The sequence below is a fragment of the Butyrivibrio sp. AE2032 genome, assembly GCF_000702965.1.
This window is the reverse complement of sequence record NZ_JNLF01000005.1, coordinates 887242-907500: the sequence shown is the minus strand read 5'-3', so window position 1 is coordinate 907500 and position 20259 is coordinate 887242. Positions and strand designations below refer to the sequence as shown.

Sequence of the window (20259 nt, the reverse complement as noted above, 5' to 3'; positions counted from 1 at the left end):
ATTCCTGTACTACCGATACTCGTTATGAGAGAGGCGGGGACGCAGGAGGATAGCCGGAGCGCGCTGCAGGAAATGCGCGTCCAAGCGATGAGGATAGGGAAGTAGTTAAGTACGCTTCCTGTTTCCGGGTCGTGATGGGGAGGGAACTATAAGTACCGAAGCCGGTGATTTCACACTGACGAGAAAAGCCGCTATCCAGAGTAATGGTACCCGTACCGCAAACCGACACAGGTGGATGAGGAGAGAATCCTAAGACGAGCGGGAGAAGCGTTGTTAAGGAACTCGGCAAATTAACCCCGTAAGTTCGCAATAAGGGGAGCCTCGGTAGCGATACCAGGCCGCAGATAAATGGCCCAAGCAACTGTTTACCAAAAACACAGGTCTCCGCTAAATCGTAAGATGAGGTATGGGGGCTGACGCCTGCCCGGTGCTGGAAGGTCACGGGAATCCGTCAGAGCAATCGAAGCGGTGAACTTAAGCCCCAGTAAACGGCGGCCGTAACTATAACGGTCCTAAGGTAGCGAAATTCCTTGTCAGGTAAGTTCTGACCCGCACGAATGGCGTAATGATTTGGGCACTGTCTCGACAACGTACCCGGTGAAATTGTAGTACTTGTGAAGATGCAAGTTACCCGCGACAAGACGAAAAGACCCCATGGAGCTTCACTGTAGATTGTTACTGGGATTCGATATTGTCTGTAGAGGATAGGTGGGAGACATTGAAGCACCGGCGTCAGCTGATGTGGAGTCAACCTTGGAATACCACCCTGGCGATATTGGGTCTCTAACCTGGAGCCGTAATCCGGTTCGGGGACAATGGCAGTCGGACAGTTTGACTGGGGCGGTCGCCTCCAAAAAGGTAACGGAGGCGTCCAAAGGTCACCTCAGTACGGTTGGAAACCGTGCGACGAGTGCAAAGGCATAAGGTGGCTTAACTGCGAGACAGACAGGTCGAGCAGGTACGAAAGTAGGGCTTAGTGATCCGGCGGTAGAAAGTGGAATTGCCGTCGCTCAACGGATAAAAGTTACCCTGGGGATAACAGGCTGATCTCCCCCAAGAGTTCACATCGACGGGGAGGTTTGGCACCTCGATGTCGGCTCATCACATCCTGGGGCTGAATTAGGTCCCAAGGGTTCGGCTGTTCGCCGATTAAAGTGGTACGCGAGCTGGGTTCAGAACGTCGTGAGACAGTTCGGTCTCTATCTATCGTGGGCGTAGGAAATTTGAGGGGCGCTGTCCTTAGTACGAGAGGACCGGGATGGACAAACCTCTGGTGTACCAGTTGTTCTGCCAAGAGCACAGCTGGGTAGCTATGTTTGGATTGGATAAACGCTGAAAGCATCTAAGTGTGAAACCAACCCCGAGATGAGATTTCCCTCTTTTGATAAGGTCACTGGAAGACTACCAGTTGATAGGCCGGGCGTGTAAGTGGTGAGAGCCATTCAGCTTACCGGTACTAATGACCGAAGACTTGACCACACAAGGTTATGTAATTTCAAGTCTTTATCTAAGACACATATTTGAGAGGATTCTTCAATTCTCGCTTCTTTCTTGAAGTTAGTTTTCTTTGCAGTCCTGAGGGTATAAGACTCTCGACCATTCCGGTGGTGATTGCGGTGAGGCCACACCTGTTCCCATTCCGAACACAGAAGTTAAGCTCACTGGCGTCGACAATACTCGGCTGGCAACGGCCCGGGAAGATAGATTGCTGCCGGATTATATAAGTCCCTTCGCGAACAAACGCGGAGGGACTTTTTCGTTGTAATATTTTGAAAAAAATAGTCCATAAAAATGTAATATTACAATTTACATAAAATCGATTATTGGTAAAATAAAAAAGTAATTTCATTTATCCATGTCTTTAGGTGAGGTGTGAATATGGCAAAGATCCTGATAATCGATGACGATAAAGCGGTTGTAGATTCGACTGCTGATATGCTCAAATCCTTTGAGTTTACTGTAATTACCGCCACTGACGGTAAGAAGGGATTTGAACTTGCGGACATCGAGAGACCTGATGTTATCATCCTTGACTGGATGATGCCCGGATACAGCGGAATGCAGTTCATCAAGGACTACAGGGATCAGGGTTACAAAACCCCCGTTCTGTTCCTCACCGCTAAGGGCGGACTGTCACAGTATCAGGTAGAGGCACTCCGTGCCGGCGCGGATGACTATGTCTCCAAGCCTTATGAACCCATGATCCTGGTCGAGAAGCTAAGAGCCATGATCAGACGTATCGAATACAGCAACAAGCCTCACGGGGCTGAAGGCAATAAGCATGAATACTGCGGAGGCGAGCTCATCATCGACGGTGATGCCATGCAGGCATATAAGTACGATCAGAGCTGCGACCTTACGAACAGGGAGTTCCAGCTCCTGCTCTATCTCGAGCAGAACATGGGACGCGTATGTTCCAGATCAGAACTCTTAAAGCAGGTCTGGAAATTCGATTTCTTAGGTGACGAGAGAACTGTCGACGTTACGATCAAGCGTACAAGACAGAAGATCGAGCCTGATCAGAAGAACTTCAAATACATCCTTACGAGAAGAGGCTTCGGCTATTTCTTCCCTAATGATCTGGAGTGATCTTGCACTATTTAGCTGTCTCAATATTAGAACAGGCGTTTAAGAACCCGGTAATACTCGTGGTCCTGGGTTTGATATTGATACTCCTTGGCATCCTTGCAGGGTATCTTATCGGCAATACCACGCTGCAGTCAAAAGTTACGGGCAATATTGATAATCTCGAACGCGACAAAGTTATACAGAAGGCGGTGCTCGACACTGTCGGTCTTGGCATTGCCGTATACGATTCAAAGGGTGCGCTCTTCTGCAACGAGACCATCTTCAGGCTCCCCGACTTCTTAAAGGGCGGTCTTCCGAAGGATCTCAATACTTTCCTTGAGACATTCGACAACGGAAACCAGCTCAAGTCAAACTATATCTTAAGCCTCGAGAACGGCGTCAATCTCATAAGAGTTAACTATATCAACAACAGAAGGATCTATGAGATCAAGATAATCAGAAGACCGGCCCAGCCAGATTCGAAGTTCTTCGGAAGCGAAGAGATGAATATCGTCATCGTCGACGACATCACGCAGATCAGGGATGACGAGAGACGTCAGAAGGATCTGGCTGCCAATGTCTCGCACGAGCTCAAGACACCTCTCACATCGGTAAAGAATTCAGTATTCTCCATCAGGAGGGCATGCCAGGAAGGCAATGTTCCGACTAGAGAGGAACTCCTTGTCTGGAGCGGAAGGATCGAGGAAAATTCCGTCAGGATGCAGGATATCGTGGACGATTTCCTTGTTCTCTCGCAGTGCTCACATACGAGCAGGATGGAGATCTTCGACATCAGGGATGCCGTTGCGGCGGCTTATGCCAATGTCCAGGATTATCCGGGCGCTTCAAATGTCAGGTTTACGATGCCCGACGATAACGTATATCCGCTGCTCTACGGTAATTCAAAGCTCATCGTAAGGACCATCGTCAACCTTCTTACCAATGCCATCAAGTACATCGGCTTTGACGGCAAGAAGGTTCAGGACCAGATCCACATAAGCATCTCGGTAATCGACGACAGAGTTGCCGTTCAGGTTGACGACAACGGAAGAGGCATTCCGGCAAAGGACATAGACCATCTTTTCGAGAGGTTCTACAGAGTCGACAATTCCGGAAACAGGGAAGTAGGCGGTTCGGGAATAGGTCTTGCGATCGCAAAAGAGATAGCGGACATGCACGACGGCGTAATAAGCGTCACTTCGACCTTCGGTCAGGGCGCAACGTTCATATTGAGCCTGCCTACGGGAAAGACAGTATTTGACGGCGTTTACAGCGATGCAAAGGCCGGCATTATCAGTGATAAACCGCTCTACAGGGCAGCAGCATACTTCCTGGGACTCCAGGAGGGCGAGGCCGTAAGATCCCTGGGCTATAAGGATCTCGAGCAGCTTGTTGACGATTTCGAGGTGATTCCCGACACAGAGGTTCCTTCGAAGGACAAGGCTCTCACAAAACTCCTGGCTTCATTCGGCAACGACAGATTCGAAGAACTCAAGGAAGAACTCTTCTATGTTGAGGATTTCTTTGAAGAGGACGGTCCGGTAACGGGTCTTGAACCCGAGAGTGCCATGGAGACGACGATCGAAGAGGTTCCCGTCTCGGCAGTGGTCAGTGAGCCGATACCGCCCATGGCAGAACAGCTTTCGATGCCGATCGAGCAGATCATGCAGCCTGAGCAGGCTCCTTCAGCCGCAGTTCAGGTGCCTTCCGCACCCGAGATGCCGCAGATCCGTCCCGCGCCCGCAGTCAATCCGGTTCCGCAGGCAGTCCCCGCAGGTCAGACAGTGCCGCAACCAGCGCCGCAGCCCGTTCAGCAGACGATCCCGCAGACGGCATTTCAGCCTGTACAGCAGGCCCAGCCCGTTCAGGCTCCTGATTCACCGGTGATACATCCCACCGCAATGACAGGCGAGGTTCCCCAGATGCAGCCAATGACCGAAGCTGAGGCTCAGCTGGCAAGGGAAGAAGAGGCCAGACTGCAGGCAAAAGAAGAGGCAAGAAAGCTCTTGACACAGCCCGTTGTTCAGATAAGTGCCGAACAAAGGAAGACTGTATCGCAATTAAATCGTGAATCTCGCGAAAAACGAGTAATACACCCAATTGGAGCGCCAAAAAGGTATAATAATAAGAGTGCAGATTCAGAGGGCGGGAAAGATGCCAAGGAAGAGCCCCGCCAGGATAAGAGTGACATAGCGGTCAAATCATCGCTCAAGAAGATACTTGACGATTCCGGTCCGCGCAAGTGAGTTGGAGAGTTGATGGATCAGAATAACGGCAGCGTAGGTAAGACATACGCTTATGAGATAAAGGGCGGTACGCCCCTTAAAGGCGATATAGAGATCAGCGGCAGTAAAAATGCCGCTCTCGGCGTCATAGCCGCATCGATTATGGTCGACGGCGTATGCACATTGGAGAACGTCCCGGACATTCTGGACGTCCACGTAATGTTCGATCTTTTGAGGTCCCTCGGTGCGAAAGTTGACGCACTTGATAACCACACATACAGGATCGACCCTACCAGTATCAATACATTCAGGGCCTCCGGTCCGCTCGTATCCAGGATCAGGGCATCCTACTATCTCATGGGTGCTCTTCTCGGAAGGTGCGGCAAAGCTTCCATAAGGCTTCCCGGAGGATGCAATTTCGGACAGCGCCCCATTGACCTTCACCTCAAGGCTTTCCAGCTCATGGGTGCGAAGGGTGCCAGGCCCTCAGATATCAACAGCGGTATCGTAAATCTCGAGGCAGATCCCCTGCACGGAGCAAGGATCTATCTTGATATCGTAAGCGTCGGCGCGACGATCAATGCCATGCTCGCAGCATGCAAGGCCCAGGGCAAGACGGAGATCATCAATGCAGCCAAAGAGCCGCACATCGTTGACGTTGCGAACTTCCTGAACTCGATGGGTGCGCACATCAAGGGTGCAGGTACCGACATAATCAAGATCACAGGTGTTCCGGTACTCCCGGGCAACTTCACATATTCTATAATCCCCGACCAGATCGAAGCCGGCACATACATGATCGCCGCTGCGGTCACCAACGGCGATGTTACCATCCATAACCTGATCCCTACCCACATGGAGCCGCTGTCTGCAAAGATGCGCGAAATGGGTTACCAGATCGAGGAAGGTGACGAATCGATCAGGGTATTCAGATATAACTACGACGAGGAAGTCTATCCCACAAGCGTCAAGACTTCACCTTATCCCGGGTTCCCGACGGACCTTCAGCCCCAGACCGTGGTGCTCCTCTGCTCGGCAGACGGACAGAGCCGCATGCACGAGAACGTCTGGCAGAACAGGTTCCAGTATGTTCCCGAGCTCGCGAAGATGGGCGCCAACATCAACGTCTATGAGCGTATTGCCTGGGTAAACGGCAAGACCGGTTTCAGGGGCGCGACCGTTGAAGCCACGGACTTAAGAGCAGGTGCGGCACTTGTCTGCGCAGCTCTGGAGGCGGAAGGCACGACCTATATCATGAATGCCCAGAGGATCGACAGAGGCTACGAACACATTGTCCAGAAGCTGAGAGATCTCGGTGCCACCATTTCGAGAGTCAATCATACTCCCGAGTACGGTGAAGAGGACACCGAAGCATGACGGGTCCGGACAGGATCGTCCCGCTTTATTCTTCCAGCAGCGGCAATTCGACACTCATAAAATCACGCGGAACCTATATCCTCATCGACTGCGGCATGAGCTGCAAGATGATGACCAAAGCGCTAGTCTCATGCGGTGTATATCCTGAAGACGTCAGCGCGATATTCCTTACGCACAGACACACGGACCACGTCAACGGCGTCCCCGTGTTTTCGCGGAAATACCACACTCCGATCTACGGCACCAGGGCTACTCTGGCCATTCTGGACAATCTCAGCTCACCCGTCACGGAGATAGAGGAAAACGGTATCGTTCAGCTCGAGAACGGCCCGGAAGTAAGGGCTTTCCCGACACCTCACGACGTTAACGGTTCTGTCTGCTACCGCATAATCAATCCGGAGACAAAGAATTCCTTTGCGGTAATGACCGACCTCGGACGAATGAATGACGGCATGAAGGGTTTTGCGAGTTCCAGTGACGTCATCCTCCTGGAATCGAATTACGATCCGTACATGCTCGAGAACGGGGAATATCCCTGGCCGCTCAAGCAGAGGATATCGGGCGGTCACGGCCACATCAGCAATCCTGAATCTGCCGAAGTTGCCGAGTTCTTCATTAAGAACGGCACGAAAAAGTTCATCCTGGGTCACTTATCGCCCCATAACAACACGCCTGACATCGCAAGGAAAACATTCACCACTATCCTTGCGGACAGAGGACTTGTCGAGAATATCGACTATGAGGTAAAGATCGCCAAAAAGGACGTTCCGTCAGAAGGTTATGTCTTATGAAGATAATCGTGGTATGCCCGGGAAAGCTCAAGGACAAGTGGCTTAAGGACGGTATCGACGAATACAAAAAGCGCCTGTCGCGCTTTGCGACACTTGATTTCATCGAAGTCGCTGACTGCCCGGATTCCGTACCCGTAAATGACGCCCTGAAAAAAGAGGGCGAACTCATCCTGTCGCACATCAAGCCGGGTGAGATAGTCTGGGCGATGGATCTTGGCGGCGAGAATGTCACTTCAGAAAAGCTTTCTTCTTACCTTGTTTCCGACATCGAAAAGGGCGGCGGCACTTTGAAGATCGTAATAGGCGGGAGCAACGGTATCTCGCCTGAAGTCCGCGCAAGAGCCGACCGCCGCATCTGCTTCGGCAACATCACCCTTACACATCTCATGACAAGGCTTATCCTCTCAGAGCAGCTCTACCGCGGATTTAAGATCGCCAAGGGCGAGAAATACCACAAGTAATAATCCTAAGATTTATATATCAACATTTTGTTAAATGAGGCGCATGCCTCATCTTCTTATGCTATTCGGTGCTAGAATCGAAATATCGATATTTTAAGGAGGTGTCTAAATGCGTAAAAGATTTAAACTCTTCAGTTGTGTACTGGCAGTGGTAATGATAATGATGTCTTTTTCAGCGATCGTTGCGGCTGACGGTGCAGCGAAAGTGCTGGAAGGTGAAACAGATTATTATTCTTACCAATTATGGGATGACGGTGGTCTGGTGATCTTGCCGCATAGTTTTTATGGCAATATAGATCTCAATCTGCTCGATTTTGATGCGTTATTAGAAAAAACTCCAAGGGCTATGCGGAGACTGTATATTGAGGATAAGCTAGTTTCATCAGGACCAAGTATCCGAAGCTATACTATCAACGGCAACGGCTGTATTGCCAGTTATATTTCTTTCAGTTGTTTTAGTGATGTTGATGCTGTTTCGTTAAGGTTCAACGGTTTTCCGAATGCTACTTTCGAGAGCTTCCGTTTGCCTGAAAATGTTGACTGCAGCGTCACATTGGACCCGGAACTTGAGGAAATAACTGTTCCTAAAGGCAATTTCTATCTGACAGGTGATAAGGTAAAGAAGGCTATTATCGAAGACGGTACGGAGATAATAGAATCACTGTCCGGCTGTACGGCTCTTACGGAAGTCGTCATACCAAACAGCGTTACCTATCTTCAGTACAACTGCTTTTTGGGTTGTACCAGCCTTAAATCTATTGATCTCCCTGATTCCATAGACACGATCAAGGCGAGTTCTTTTGCGGAAACCGGTCTTGAATCGATAAAGATACCTTCAGCTGTTGAAAGTGTTGATACATATGTGTTCCGTGACTGTAAAGCTCTAAAGACTGTTTCCATTCCCGGAAAGGTGACTGAAATAAGCTATTATGCTTTTGACGGCTGCAAAGCAATTAAGGATGTTTATTACGATGGTACAGAAGCGCAGTGGAATAGTATTAAAGTCACTGACCAGAAGGGAAAGACATTGAAGGATGTATTCGGCGATGCCACGATCCATTATAAGGATGAAAAACAGACCGGATGGGTACAGGAAGGCAAATGGTGGAAGTACTTCGATGAGAACGGAGATCCGGTAAAGAGCGATTGGCTTCAGTTAAAAGGCAAGTGGTATTACTTTAACGAAGAAGGATACATGGCTTTTGATTTCACAAAGATCGGCAATGACACGTATTACTTCAAGGATTCCGGTGAGATGGTAACAGGCTGGTTCCGTTATGGTATTAACTGGCATTACTTCAACACTAACGGAAAGATGGCAACAGGCTGGAAGTCCATTGGCGGCAAGTGGTATTTCTTCAATAATGAACCTGACTATAAAGCTTCCGGCATCATGCTCACAGGCTGGCAGCAGCTCGGCGGCAAGTGGTATTACTTTGATCCCGTAAACGGGGACATGAAGACCGGCTGGCAGAAGATCAGCGGCAAGTGGTACTACATGAAGTCTGACGGTGCAATGGTCAAAGGCTGGCAGTCCCTCGGCGGAAAATGGTATTACTTCAACGGCAACGGTGACATGGCAACAGGCTGGAAGGCCATCAGCGGCAAGTGGTATTACATGGATCCTGCAAACGGCGACATGAAGACAGGCTGGCTGAAGCTCGGCAGCAGCTGGTATTATCTGAAGTCATCCGGTGAGATGGCTACGGGCAAGGTCGATATCGGCGGAAAGACATATGAGTTCAGCAACTCGGGTGTCTGGAAGGGCTGATAACTTAAAGCCATAGAACTTAATTGAATCACAGGGCGCACTTTCTGCCGGACAGGCAGAGGGTGCGCTTTTTCAGTCAGAACAGGCAGTTTCTGTTCAAAAGAAACCCATATATACAGGCATTCTATCAACATTTTGTTAAATGAGGTTATGACACCCTTTAAAGATTTTTGAGCGGTGCTAGAATCAAAATATCTATTTCCCAAGGAGGTGTTTTAATGCGTAAAAGTTTAAAACTCTTTTGTTCGGTTTTGGCAGCGGTAATGATGCTGTCAGTATTCTCGGTTGTAGCTTTTGCAGACTCGAGCGGACCGCAGACCTATAACTGGAATATTGATTCTGATGGAATAATGACGATCAACATACCGGCATCTGGCAGAAGGTTTTCTTTTTTTCAGGATGAGGACCTGTGTGCTGCCATCCCTGAAGCAAAGGTAATTAAGTTTGATATTTCGGATTATTATGCTGAAACAGAAGGTTTGTATATTTCCGGCAGTGGATTGGATTTCAAGGATGTTGATATTCTGGTCTATTCAGGTTCAGCCAAACACATATATGACTGCAATCTTTACAGCTTCAACGGGGTAAAAAGTATCAGTTTTTCTGATAATATCACTGTAGAATATATCTATTTGAGATATATGGATATGTCTTCCATTGATTCTTTTGGAAGTATCAAGCCTAAAGAACTGATAGTCTGGAACTGTACTGAACTTACAGAAGTAAATATCCCTTCAGGTATTAAGTATATATCATTCAGGAATTGTAAGAATCTTTCAAAGGTTGCCATTCCGGATAGTGTTACCAGTTTGGAATACAGTGCTTTCAGAGATTGCGAGGCACTTAAATCTATAGTGCTTCCGGATTCTGTCGAATCGATCGATTCGTATGCTTTCATGGATTCCGGATTGGAGTCGATCAAGATCCCGTCAAAAGTAGCCGAGATAAGCAATGGTACGTTTGCGAATTGTACGAAGCTCAGGAGCATTACCATTCCTGAGACTGTTGAGCGCGTAAGTCCGAGTGCATTCTCAGGTTGTTCCGCATTAAAGAACGTATACTACGAAGGCACGGAAGCCCAGTGGAATAAGATCGAAGTCGATCCTTCCGGCAAGACTTTGAAGGAAGTCTTCAACAATGCCACTATCCACTTCAATGGCGAAGTCCTGACGGGCTGGGTCAAGGATGGCGACTTCTGGATGTACTACAAAGAGGACGGAAATCCGGTAAAGAACGACTGGCTTCAGTTAAACGGCAAGTGGTATCACTTCAATGAAGAAGGCTACATGGCATTTGACTTCACGAAGATCGGAAACGACACGTATTATTTCAAGACATCCGGTGAGATGGTAACAGGCTGGCTCAACCAGGGAAAATACTGGTATTACCTGAATACCAACGGCAAGATGGCAACAGGCTGGAAGTCCATAGGCGGCAAGTGGTACTTCTTCCAGAATGATCCCGCCGATAAACCTTCCGGCATCATGCTCACGGGCTGGCAGAAGATCGACGGCAAGTGGTACTACATGGATTCCGTAAACGGTGACATGAAGACAGGCTGGCAGCCGATCGGAGGCAAATGGTATTACCTGAAGTCCGACGGTGTTATGGTCACGGGCTGGTTGCAGCTTGGAAACACATGGTATTATCTGAAGTCTGACGGTGCTATGGTTACCGGCTGGCAGCAGATCGGAGGAAAGTGGTATTACTTCAATGCAAACGGCGACATGAAGACAGGCTGGCTGCAGCTCGGAAGCAAGTGGTATTACCTCAAATCATCAGGCGAGATGGCTACCGGCAAGCTCGAAATCGGCGGAAAGACATATGAGTTCAGCAACTCGGGTGTCTGGAAGGGCTGATTTCCTTAAGTAAACAGTTATCTATTCAGATCACATGGCGCACTTTCTGCCGGGCAGGCAGAGGGTGCGCTTTTTCAGTCAGAACAGGCAGTTTCTGTTCAAAAGAAACCCATATATACAGGCATTCTATCAACATTTTGTTAAATGAGGTTATGACACCCTTTAAAGATTTTTGAGCGGTGCTAGAATCAAAATATCTATTTCCCAAGGAGGTGTTTTAATGCGTAAAAGTTTAAAACTCTTTTGTTCGGTTTTGGCAGCGGTAATGATGCTGTCAGTATTCTCTGCGATAGTTGCTGCAGATTCTACGATCACCGCATCCGGCAGCAGTGATGCTTTTGACTGGCAGCTTGTTGATGATGAAGAACTGATCGTTACTTGCCATCAAAGCCAAATCTCTCTGAACATCGCTAAGAATTTCGGCAATGATTTTGATTATGACAAACTTAATGAACTTAGGAGTAAAGTTAAAACGGTAATCTTCAAGATCGGTGAAGGCAATCTTAGCAGGTATGATCTCATCGGTGGATATGACGATTATAATGTCGCAACAACAATTTCCATATCAGGTCCAGACGATTACTCTTTGGAGTCGCTTACTATATCCGGTTTCCCCAAGGCTGAAGCCTTAACTTTTCCGAAAGGTCTGAAGGTTGGTTCCTTAACCCTGAGAATGGGAGATAATAAGCACTCCGGAGGATTGGGTACGCTTGACGTATTGAACGATATTTCATTTGACAAATGCAAAATCAGCCGGAATGAGAACATGAAAAATATAAGTGTTCCGGCATCGATCAATGAGATAATCTTTGAACGTTGTTATATGGAGAATGCTGTCATTGAATCGGGCAGGGAAAAAGTGGGTTCCTGTATGTTTTGGAGCTGCTGGAAACTAGCTGATGTTACGATTCCGAATACTGTTACCTCGATTGAATATGCGGCATTCTTTAACTGCCGGAATCTTGAAACTATAGACATTCCCGATTCTGTCAGCAGCATCGGTCCGCATGCTTTTGCCTGGTCGGGATTAAAAGAGGTTTCGATTCCTTCAGGCGTAACCTATATTGAATATAAGACATTTGATCTTTGTGAGAAACTAAAAACCGTTTCTATACCTGAAAGTGTGGAATGTATAGATGCGGATGCGTTCACCGGCTGTAAATCTCTGACGGACGTATACTACGAAGGCACGGAAGCCCAGTGGAATAAGATCGAAGTCGATCCTGATGGCAAGACTTTGAAGGAAGTCTTCAACAATGCCACTATCCACTTCAATGGCGAAGTCAAGAAAGGCTGGGTCAAGGATGGCGACTTCTGGATGTACTACAAAGAGGACGGAAATCCGGTAAAGAACGACTGGCTGCAGTTGAACGGCAAGTGGTATCACTTCAATGAAGAAGGCTACATGGCTTTTGACTTCACGAAGATCGGAAACGACACGTATTATTTCAAGACATCCGGTGAGATGGTAACAGGCTGGCTCAACCATGGAAAATACTGGTATTACCTGAATACCAACGGCAAGATGGCAACAGGCTGGAAGTCCATAGGCGGCAAGTGGTATTTCTTCCAGAATGAACCTGACTATAAGCCCTCCGGCATCATGCTCACGGGCTGGCAGAAGATCGACGGCAAGTGGTACTACATGGATTCCGTAAACGGTGACATGAAGACAGGCTGGCAGCCGATCGGAGGCAAATGGTATTACCTGAAGTCCGACGGTGTTATGGTCACGGGCTGGTTGCAGCTTGGAAACACATGGTATTATCTGAAGTCTGACGGTGCCATGGTCACCGGCTGGCAGCAGATCGGCGGCAAGTGGTATTATCTCGATCCTTCAAACGGCGACATGAAGACAGGCTGGCTGCAGCTCGGAAGCAAGTGGTATTACCTCAAATCATCAGGCGAGATGGCTACGGGCAAGCTCGAGATCGGCGGAAAGATGAGCGAATTCGACGGCAACGGTGTCTGGAAGGGATACGTTTCTTAATATTTGTTTTTCGCGATTAACAACGGCGCACCTGATGCTTGAATGGGCAGAGGGTGCGCTTCTTTTATACTGGCTGCTGTCTGGTGACAATAATTATCTGTAGTGTTTTTCGATCAGTGCGTCAAGTGTCGTAAGATCGAGCGGATTCTCATCGGATTCGAATGTGAGGAAAAGTCTGTCTCCCAGGATAATGCCTTCATGGCTGTAATCGTTGATCCTCTTAAGTAATGGCCCCGTATATTTCGGATCACCCATCTTGCCACAATGCTCGTGGTATACAAGCTTTAGATCGCTGAGTCTGAGGATAGTGAAATCGGGGTGTATTATTTCATCTCCGACAAGGAGCGGACACTCATATCTGTAGGGGATACCTTTTGTCCAAAGTCTGTCGGCAATTATCACCTCTGACTTCGATCTTACACGTTCACCCCTTATCGTAAAGAATGCGCTCTCGCTTTTATTGAAAGGTTTCCGTTTATAACTTGCCTCAAGCCATTCTTTCACATCCTGAATATTGCCTGTTACTATGGGCCTGGCATACCTGCGTCTTTCTTCAGGAAGGGCATCGTATAGATCCTCGATAACATTTCGAGGATAAGACCTGATGACAGATCTTAATTTTGTCGATTCCTTTCTGGCTGTTTCCAATGCTTTTTGTACATACTCTTTTTGGATAAGCTGCCTGATCAGTTCATCATCGTCTTGACTCAGGTATTTCTTTTTAGAGTCTTCTCCCAGCAGAAAATAATGCACCCCGCCGTTATGATGACCATAAGTTATCTTGCCATCAGGAAATGCAGCAAGCTTTTCTTCTAGCGAACTTATCGTGTCGGTAAGCAATTTCTCTCTGGCAATCATGCTTTCGATAAGGCGAATAGGCATAATCAGGCTCCTTTCAGAATCGTGTTTTTATTATAGGAAGCGTTATGCCAGTCTGGGGGACAAATTGTGCCAGAAGAGAAAAAGCGGGCGAAAATTGAGACTATACGGAGGTCGTGAGACTAGTCTCAATTTTTTGATGCTTTTTTTGATCAACTTCATTGCTTTTTGCTGACTGCGTTTTTGATTAACATCATCTGATTTTACTGGCTGTGTTTTGATCGACATCATCTTTTTACTGACTACTACGTCTGTCGTACTATGTTCTGATTTTCGATTTTTCGTTTTTAGAACATACTTTTTCGAAAAAAGTATGTTCTGGATTTCAAAAATCGCATTTTAGAACTACTTGTGCAAAGAAGGAAAGACTTGAGAGAATTAGCGCACGTCGCGTTCCAAACACAATTCTTTATTCGACTAAAGAAAATGCTTGACATATCTCTTATGCACAATTATAATCCTTTAGTCGACTAAAGAGTCGGTGGAAATGACACATTAAAGTCATTTGCCCTGTGTACCTGTGGCAAGTACAATAAGGAAGATAATAAAGATGGAGAAAATATATGGGTAATAAGTATTACACGCCGGACGGTTTCAACGATCAGTTTCCGGGGATATGCGGATTTAAGAGGGAGCTCGAATCGAGGCTCCGCACTCTGTTCCTGCTGAACGGCTATGAAGAGATCGAGACTCCCGGAGTCGAGTATTTTGACGTATACAAGGAATTCGTCGAGGAAGAGGAACTCTATAAGTTCACGGACAGCAACGGCAGGCTTCTGTGCAACCGTTACGACGGCACCATTCCCACAGTAAGGTTCTGCGCGGGAAGGAACGATACGCTTCCGGTGCGCTATTCATATATCGAGAACATGTACAGAGCAGGCAAGCAGGGCGGCGGAAAGCTTTCCGGCTTTACCCAGGGCGGCATCGAGCTTTTGGGTGCAGGCGGCGCAAAGTCCGACGCTGAAGTCCTTGCCATTGCCATTAAGTCCGCTCTTGAGATCGGCATCACCGATCTTCAGGTATCGATCGGTCAGGTCAAGTTCTATAAGGGACTCATGAGACAGCTCGGCATCGGCGCGGAAGAGCAGGTAAAGATCAAGAACGCGATCGCAAACAGGGACACCGTTACTCTTGAGAAGCTCGACATCAGCAAAGAGGACAAAGAGACTCTGCAGATGCTGACCGAGGCAGGCGGCACTTATGATACGATCGACCAGATCCTGCCGAGGATCACTGATGAGGGCGCAAAGGAAGCTTTGGGCAACCTCAAGGAGATCCTGGACATAATGGAAAGATACGGTTTCCTCAAGTATGTATCAGTAGACCTGGGCCTCATCGAGAGCATCGACTATTACACGGGAATGGTCTTCAAGGGCTACACTTATGAGGTCGGTTTCCCGATAATGTCGGGCGGACGTTATGACGACGTCGCCAAATCATTCGGCAAGAGCATTGAAGCCGTCGGTTTCTCGATCTCTCTGACGCTGTCGATCACGGCGCTCATGAGACAGGAGAAGTACAGCCCGGCTAAGGGCGCGACGGTAATAGTCGGAGGAGATTTCGAAGCTGCGACCGTTACGGCCGAAGCTCTGAGAGCGGAAGGAACACCCGCGATCGTTGACACAACGGGAATGGATGAAGAAGCTCTCAACAACTATGCAAGCGAAAAGGGGATAGAGACAGTTATGTTTATGGACGGAGGTAATGCCTGATGCTTACGATAGCTTTACCCAAAGGCAGACTTGCCGACCAGACACTGGATCTGATGGAAAAGGCAGGATACGACGTATCCGCAGCAAGGGATAAATCGAGGAAGCTCATACTTGAGGACAAGGATGCGGGCTTAAGGTTCATCCTCTCCAAGCCTTCCGATGTTCCCACTTATGTTGAGTACGGCGCAGCCGATATCGGCGTTGTCGGAAAGGACACGCTCCTCGAAGAGGGAAGGCAGCTTTATGAAGTACTCGATCTCGGACTGGGAAAGTGCAGGATGTGCGTAGCGGGTCCCGCCGAACTCAAGGATAAACTCGATGAGATCCCCAATAAGAGAGTCGGAACCAAGTATCCGAACATCACGAGAAATTATTTCGAGGGCGTAAGGAATGAGAGCGTCGAGATAATAAAGCTCAACGGCTCCGTTGAACTCGCTCCTCTTACGGGACTTGCGGAAGTGATCGTCGACATCGTTGAGTCGGGAAGAACTCTTTATGAGAACGGCCTCGACGTGCTCGAGACGGTTGCGGATATCTCCGCAAGACTGGTCGTAAACCGTGTTTCGATGAAGATGAAGGAAGAAGAGATCAAGCCGATGATCGCAAGGCTCAAGGTGGCACTTGCAGAAGAGCATTCGGGCGAGATCCATTGATGCCGGCGAAGATTCAGGACTGCAGGTGCAGTCAAAAAGACGGCAGAAACATTCACTCGAGATTACAGAAAAGAAGATTACATAGGGGGTAATTTATGCGCTGTAAATTGATCGAAGGCACACAAGAGAACCTTAAGGCAACGGTTACGAGTCTCGGCGTAAGAGGCAAGATGGACTTAAAGCCCGTTATCACGGTGGTCCAGGACGTAATCGACGACATCAGAGAGAACGGCGATGAGGCCCTTCTCAAATACACAGAGAAATTCGACAAGGTAAAGCTCACGGCAGACCAGCTGAGAGTTACAGAGAAGGAGATCGAAGACGCCATCGCATCTGTCGATCCCGAGCTCCTGACGGTCATGAAAAAGGCCGCTTCCAACATCAGGAGATTCCACGAGGAGCAGAAGGAACACGGCTTCATGATGGACTGCGGCAAGGGATCCAAGATCGGCGTCCGCGTAAGGCCCATCTCGATCGCCGGCATCTATGTTCCGGGCGGTACGGCACCTCTGCCGTCAACAGTACTGATGGACGTTATCCCGGCTTCCGTTGCGGGAGTCGAGAGGATCGTTTTCGCGACACCTCCGAGAAAGGACGGAACCATCGCTCCCGTTATCCTCGCTGCAGCTTCCATTGCGGGCGCTACCGAGATTTACAGGATGGGCGGTTCGCAGGCGATCGCCGCGATGGCTTACGGTACGGAGACGGTGCCCAGAGTAGACAAGATCTGCGGCCCCGGCAACATCTACGTCAATACGGCTAAGAGACTGGTCTTCGGACAGGTAGACATCGATATGTTCGCGGGTCCTTCGGAGATCCTCATAATCGCGGACAAGACCGCAAATCCGGATTTCGTTGCTGCGGACATGCTCTCGCAGGCTGAACACGACAAGATGGCGTCAGCCATTGTCCTCACCGATTCGAGAGAACTCGCCGAGAAGATCCTGGAGTGCGCTGACAGGAGATCCGAGATGGCTGACCGCAAGGAGATACTTGTAAAGTCCATGGAGGATTACTGCGCCATCATCGTTTGCGACAGTCTGGATACCGCGATCGATTTCTCGGAAGAGATCGCTCCCGAGCACCTGGAACTCTGTGTTGAGAATCCAGAGCTGCTCTCCAACAAGATCAACAACTGCGGTGCGATGTTCCTGGGCAATTATTCACCCGAACCTCTGGGAGATTATTTCGCTGGACCGAACCACACTCTTCCGACTTCCGGAACGGCAAGATTCTTCTCGCCTCTCAACACCGGTGATTTCTACAAGAAGATGAGCGTCATCAACTACAACGAGGAGATGCTCAGAGACGTATATAAGGACGTGGCGGCATTTGCCGACAGCGAAGGACTTTCCTGTCACGCCGCTGCCGTAAGAGCAAGATTCGAGGACTGAACACATTGAGTAAATATTGGAACAAACTGATAAATGACATAGAGCCTTACGTTGCCGGCGAGCAGCCCAAGCCGGGTCAGAAGGTGATAAAGCTCAACACAAATGAGAATCCTTATCCGCCGACACCCAAGGTCAGGGAGGCGCTCGAAAAGTTTAACCTCGCCGACTTAAGGCTCTATCCCGATACGAACTCGACCGACGTCATAAAGGCTGCTGCCGCATTTGACGGAGTATCGGAAGAAAACATATTCTGCGGAAACGGCTCTGACGAAGTGCTCGCCATCTGCTTTCAGACATTCTTCGAGAAAAAGGCGCTGACGGGACTTCCCGTGCTGATGCCGGATTACAGTTACAGCTTCTATCCGGTCTTTTCGGAGTTCTACGACTTAAGAAGGAAGACCATTCCTTTGAAGGAGGACTTCAGGCTCGATCCGGATGATTACATCGGCGTGCCGAACTGCGGCATCGTTTTCGCGAATCCGAACGCGCCGACTTCAAGGGCGATCGCCGTTGAGGACTGCTCGAGGATAGCAGAGGCGAATCCCGATTCCGTGGTAATAGTCGATGAGGCATATGTGGCTTTCGAAGAGAACTACGAGTCGGCCGTATCGCTGATAGGAAAGTATAAGAACATCTGCGTGGTAAGGACGCTCTCGAAAGCGTTCTCGCTCGCCGGGATAAGGCTCGGGTACGCCGTTGCGGACAAAGAACTGATCGAGGGCCTCAGAAGGGCAAGGGATTCGTTCAATTCATATCCCGTCGACCGTCTCGCACAGAAGGTCGCTGAGGCGGCACTCCTGGACACCGGTTACTACAACGAGACGCGTGCGAAGATAATCGCCACGAGAACATGGGTCGAAAAGGAACTTAAGGAGCTCGGCTTTACCATGCCGCCGTCTTCCTCAAACTTCGTTTTCGCAAAACCGCCCGTCGATTGCGGAGCACTGTACCAAAATCTCCGCAGTAAGGGTATACTTGTAAGATATTTTAATAAACCCGTGCTGAAGGACTATCTCAGGATAACGATAGGTACGGATGAAGAGATGACTGAACTCTTGAAAGCGATAAGAGAGGAGATCAAAGATGCCGAGAACAGCTGAGATCGCAAGGAAGACAAAAGAGACCGACATCAAGGTCAGGATCGATCTTGACGGCAATGGCGCGAATAACATCGATACGGGTATCGGTTTCTTCGACCACATGCTCACGGCTCTCAGCAAGCACTCCGGCATAGACATGGACATCTCCTGCAAGGGCGACCTCAACGTCGATGCACATCATTCCGTTGAGGATGTCGGCATCGTCCTGGGTCAGGCTCTTAAGGAAGCTTTGGGAGACAAGGTCGGCATCAGACGCTACGGTTCCGCTTCCATCCCGATGGATGAGGCTCTGGGCACATGTTCTTTGGACATCTCAGGCAGGGCTTTCCTGGTCTTCGAATGTGATTTCGCTGGCGACTTCTGCGGAACGATGGATACACAGCTCTTCGAGGAATTCTTCAGGAGCTTCGCGTTCAACGCAGGCATCACGCTGCACATCGCATGCCCTTACGGCGCGAACGACCACCACAAGGCAGAGGCGATGTTCAAGGCTCTTGCGAGAGCTTTGAGGGAAGCAACCGAGACTGACCCCAGATTTGCAGGTCAGGTCATCTCGACAAAAGGCGCATTATAATTTTTGGAGGACATATAAATGCTTATCAAGGATACTGATTTTATCGATCAGCCGATGCTCTCAAAGGGCAAGGTAAGAAACATCTACGATCTGGGAGATTCACTCCTTCTGGTCGTTACTGACAGGATCTCGGCTTTCGACGTTATCTTCGACGAACTGATCCCCGACAAGGGCAGAGTTCTTTCATCGATCTCCGAGTTCTGGTTTGATTTCACTAAGGACATCATCCCGAACCACGTCATCACCACAGATGTTTCCAAGTATCCTATGGGCTTCGACAAGTATAAGGAAGAACTCCAGGGCAGATCAATGCTCGTTAAGAAGGCGAAGATGCTTCCCGCAGAATGCATCGTAAGAGGCTATCTCGAAGGTTCCGCACTTAAGGAATACAAGGCATCCGGTACAGTCGGCGGCATCAAGATGCCTGAGGGCATGGTCCAGGGCGACAAGCTCCCCGAGCCTTTATTCACACCTTCCACGAAGGCTGACGAAGGCCACGACATCAACATCACATACGAGCAGCTGGTCGACCTCATCGGCGAGGCAGACGCTTCAGCATTAAGAGACGCATCCCTTGCTCTCTATAAAAAGGTTTCCGAGTATGCGCTCACGAAGGGCCTCATCCTTGCAGACACCAAGTTCGAGTTCGGTAAGATCGACGGCGTTCTTACCGTATGCGACGAGATGTTCACACCTGACTCTTCGAGATTCTGGGATGCAGCAGAGTATGAGCCCGGCCACGCGCAGAAGAGCTTCGACAAGCAGTTCCTCAGAGAGTGGCTCGAGACACTGGATTGGGACAAGACATATCCCGCTCCGCATCTGCCTCAGGAGATCATCGACAAGACTGCAGAAAAGTATCGTGAGTGCTACTCACGCATAACGGGAAAGGAAATCTGATC

At 49.0% G+C, this 20259-nt stretch carries 15 protein-coding genes, 2 rRNA genes and 2 pseudogenes (1 of these 19 only partly in view); 18 read left to right on the top strand and 1 reads right to left on the bottom strand.

What is annotated here, in order from left to right; genetic code table 11:
* The 12 genes and pseudogenes from BO18_RS21855 to BO18_RS36150 form a co-directional block, all read left to right on the top strand.
* Window positions 1-1479: ribosomal RNA gene (locus tag BO18_RS21855) — 23S ribosomal RNA — on the top strand; it begins 1430 nt to the left of the window's first position.
* Window positions 1480-1600: 121 nt separating this feature from the next.
* Window positions 1601-1717: ribosomal RNA gene (gene rrf / locus BO18_RS21850) — 5S ribosomal RNA — on the top strand.
* A 161-nt stretch (window positions 1718-1878) separates the two neighbouring features.
* The gene (locus BO18_RS21845; RefSeq protein WP_034449667.1) at window positions 1879-2589 is read left to right on the top strand and encodes a response regulator transcription factor; all 711 of its coding nucleotides are present in this window, start codon (window positions 1879-1881) and stop codon (window positions 2587-2589) included.
* Between the two features lie 2 nt (window positions 2590-2591).
* On the top strand, window positions 2592-4814 hold the full coding sequence (locus BO18_RS21840; protein ID WP_185752545.1) for a sensor histidine kinase: 2223 nt from the start codon (window positions 2592-2594) through the stop codon (window positions 4812-4814).
* A gap of 12 nt (window positions 4815-4826) precedes the next feature.
* Complete coding sequence (gene murA, locus BO18_RS21835) at window positions 4827-6170, top strand: UDP-N-acetylglucosamine 1-carboxyvinyltransferase (protein ID WP_051689045.1); 1344 nt, start codon at window positions 4827-4829, stop codon at window positions 6168-6170.
* Window positions 6167-6961: an MBL fold metallo-hydrolase gene (locus BO18_RS21830; protein WP_034449663.1), complete on the top strand. Its 795-nt coding sequence runs from the start codon at window positions 6167-6169 to the stop codon at window positions 6959-6961. The genes murA and BO18_RS21830 overlap by 4 nt, the downstream gene beginning before the upstream one ends.
* A complete protein-coding gene (locus BO18_RS21825; RefSeq protein WP_034449662.1) occupies window positions 6958-7422 on the top strand; it encodes a 23S rRNA (pseudouridine(1915)-N(3))-methyltransferase RlmH in 465 nt (154 codons plus the stop codon). Before BO18_RS21830 ends, BO18_RS21825 begins: the two co-directional genes overlap by 4 nt.
* A gap of 109 nt (window positions 7423-7531) precedes the next feature.
* Window positions 7532-9193, top strand: coding sequence for a leucine-rich repeat protein (locus tag BO18_RS33320; protein ID WP_051689044.1), 1662 nt, complete (start codon window positions 7532-7534; stop codon window positions 9191-9193).
* 218 nt (window positions 9194-9411) lie between these two features.
* Window positions 9412-10251: pseudogene (locus tag BO18_RS36640) on the top strand (leucine-rich repeat domain-containing protein); the annotation flags it as partial.
* Window positions 10252-10311: 60 nt separating this feature from the next.
* Window positions 10312-10737, top strand: a pseudogene (locus BO18_RS36635) (GH25 family lysozyme); the annotation flags it as partial.
* On the top strand, window positions 10720-11052 hold the full coding sequence (locus tag BO18_RS36630) for a hypothetical protein (RefSeq protein ID WP_255350999.1): 333 nt from the start codon (window positions 10720-10722) through the stop codon (window positions 11050-11052). The pseudogene BO18_RS36635 and the gene BO18_RS36630, both read left to right, overlap by 18 nt.
* 220 nt (window positions 11053-11272) lie before the next feature.
* Entirely contained in the window at window positions 11273-13042 is a 1770-nt protein-coding gene (locus BO18_RS36150) for a leucine-rich repeat protein (RefSeq protein WP_051689042.1), read from the top strand.
* A 93-nt stretch (window positions 13043-13135) separates the two neighbouring features.
* Here BO18_RS36150 and BO18_RS33305 read toward each other — a convergent pair whose 3' ends face one another.
* Complete coding sequence (locus BO18_RS33305; RefSeq protein ID WP_051689041.1) at window positions 13136-13924, bottom strand: hypothetical protein; 789 nt, start codon at window positions 13922-13924, stop codon at window positions 13136-13138.
* Window positions 13925-14484: 560 nt separating this feature from the next.
* Here BO18_RS33305 and BO18_RS21800 point away from each other — a divergent pair.
* The 6 genes from BO18_RS21800 to BO18_RS21775 all read left to right on the top strand — a co-directional run bounded on the left by BO18_RS21800 (window position 14485) and on the right by BO18_RS21775 (window position 20257).
* Window positions 14485-15636, top strand: coding sequence for an ATP phosphoribosyltransferase regulatory subunit (locus BO18_RS21800; protein ID WP_051689040.1), 1152 nt, complete (start codon window positions 14485-14487; stop codon window positions 15634-15636).
* Window positions 15636-16289, top strand: a complete 654-nt coding sequence (gene hisG, locus BO18_RS21795) for an ATP phosphoribosyltransferase (RefSeq protein WP_034449661.1) — start codon at window positions 15636-15638, stop codon at window positions 16287-16289. The genes BO18_RS21800 and hisG overlap by 1 nt, the downstream gene beginning before the upstream one ends.
* A gap of 95 nt (window positions 16290-16384) precedes the next feature.
* A complete protein-coding gene (gene hisD, locus BO18_RS21790; protein WP_034449660.1) occupies window positions 16385-17683 on the top strand; it encodes a histidinol dehydrogenase in 1299 nt (432 codons plus the stop codon).
* A 5-nt stretch (window positions 17684-17688) separates the two neighbouring features.
* A complete protein-coding gene (hisC, locus tag BO18_RS21785; RefSeq protein ID WP_051689039.1) occupies window positions 17689-18783 on the top strand; it encodes a histidinol-phosphate transaminase in 1095 nt (364 codons plus the stop codon).
* Window positions 18767-19357: an imidazoleglycerol-phosphate dehydratase HisB gene (hisB, locus tag BO18_RS21780; protein ID WP_034449656.1), complete on the top strand. Its 591-nt coding sequence runs from the start codon at window positions 18767-18769 to the stop codon at window positions 19355-19357. The genes hisC and hisB overlap by 17 nt, the downstream gene beginning before the upstream one ends.
* Before the next feature lie 18 nt (window positions 19358-19375).
* Complete coding sequence (locus tag BO18_RS21775) at window positions 19376-20257, top strand: phosphoribosylaminoimidazolesuccinocarboxamide synthase (RefSeq protein WP_034449654.1); 882 nt, start codon at window positions 19376-19378, stop codon at window positions 20255-20257.
* The last annotated feature ends 2 nt before the right edge of the window (window positions 20258-20259 follow it).